The 1,377-nt window shown below is 42.8% G+C and carries 4 protein-coding genes; all 4 read left to right on the top strand.

The window, feature by feature from the left end:
- A partial coding sequence (locus DW015_RS13825; protein WP_242993306.1) for a DNA adenine methylase occupies positions 1-439 on the top strand: 439 nt, incomplete at its 5' end.
- Positions 440-443: 4 nt separating this feature from the next.
- On the top strand, positions 444-713 hold the full coding sequence (locus DW015_RS13135) for a hypothetical protein (RefSeq protein ID WP_117898186.1): 270 nt from the start codon (positions 444-446) through the stop codon (positions 711-713).
- The gene (locus DW015_RS13130) at positions 714-1,124 is read left to right on the top strand and encodes a DUF3846 domain-containing protein (RefSeq protein WP_117563482.1); all 411 of its coding nucleotides are present in this window, start codon (positions 714-716) and stop codon (positions 1,122-1,124) included.
- 47 nt (positions 1,125-1,171) lie between these two features.
- The coding region (locus DW015_RS13125; protein ID WP_147338177.1) for a hypothetical protein at positions 1,172-1,377 on the top strand (206 nt) is incomplete at its 3' end.

Genomic DNA, 1,377 nt, shown 5'->3' with positions numbered 1-1,377 from the left:
GGATTTCCCGATGATAGACTTGGCAGCAAGGAGATTGCAGAAGGTAGTAGTTGAGAATAAAGACTTTGAAAAACTGATACGGCAGTACGACCGCCCTGTCAGCTTTTTTTATTGCGATCCACCGTACTTTGCAACCGAAAACTACTACAAAGACGTTGGTTTTAAAACCAAGGATCATATTAGGCTCAGGGATTCGCTAATGGATATCAAGGGCAAGTTTCTTGTTTCCTACAATGACTGTCCAGAAATCCGTGAGATATGGGATAAGCCTAATATTCACATTGAGGAGATCAGCAGACTGAATAATCTGGCGCAGAGATACGACGGCGGCTGTCAGTATGCGGAGCTGCTCATATCCAATTACGATACAAGCGAGAGATTACAGGCGGTTCGCCAGCTTTCGCTGTTTGACGATGAAACAGACAATTTGGAGGTATAATTTTATGAGAAAGATTATTTTTGCACAGGTACTCACAACCAACGGAACTACCGTATTTTCGGGGCTTTTTGATGAAAACGAAAATCCCGTAAGCGTGGAAACGGAGTGCGATGATAGCGGAGTGACGCTTACGATATGGCGCAATGCTCCTGAAACAGAACGCCGTGACTGCGGTATCTCGGAGGAAGAAATAGAGCGAACATGTTCAATGTATGATGACTGTAACGAGTGTCCACTGTGGGATTATTGCAATGAAGATGAGGAGGTTTTGTAAATGAAAATACTTGTTATTGAGCCTGAAAAAGCGCCGTATGAAAAGGAAATCGGCGATGATATTCACGATATGCAGGCAATAGTCGGAGGGTGTATCGAACCTATATATTTTGAGCCGAAAGAAACTGCGATTGCTTGGTGCAACGATGAATTTCTGCTTAATGGTTCACAGCCTAATCGTATTGTGGGAAATGTTCTTGTACATGGAACTTTCTTTGTTTCAGGAAATTATATGAACGAATACGGCGAATGGGACAGCTGTTCACTTACCGATGATCAGATCAAGAAATATTCCGAAATGTTTGAAACTCCCATTATCGTATTGGAGCAAATGCAGGCTACGGAAATTGAGGTAGAAAATACTCCCGATGAGGAAATGGCGGATGAACCTGAGCCGGAAATAACGATGTAATAAAAAGTAAAGTGTTGTAATTTAAAATCAAAGGAGAAATGCATTTTATGTTTAAAAAATCCAAAATATTAAAGAAGCTTGGCGCAGGGTTAATGGCAGGCCTCTGCGCTTTTTCTATGCTCGGTTCATCTGTGAGCGGAGCGATAACAGCAAATGCCGCAAGTACTTCGACCGAAAACTCTGCGTTTCCGTCTTCCGATACGGTGATCGCAAAGGCGGCGACGCTTCTCGGTTCTCCGTATACATTTGGGAA

This window comes from Ruminococcus sp. AF37-20 (assembly GCF_003460465.1).
Taxonomy (GTDB): Bacteria; Bacillota; Clostridia; order Oscillospirales; family Ruminococcaceae; genus Hominimerdicola; species Hominimerdicola aceti.
This window is presented reverse-complemented; position numbering and strand designations above follow the sequence as displayed.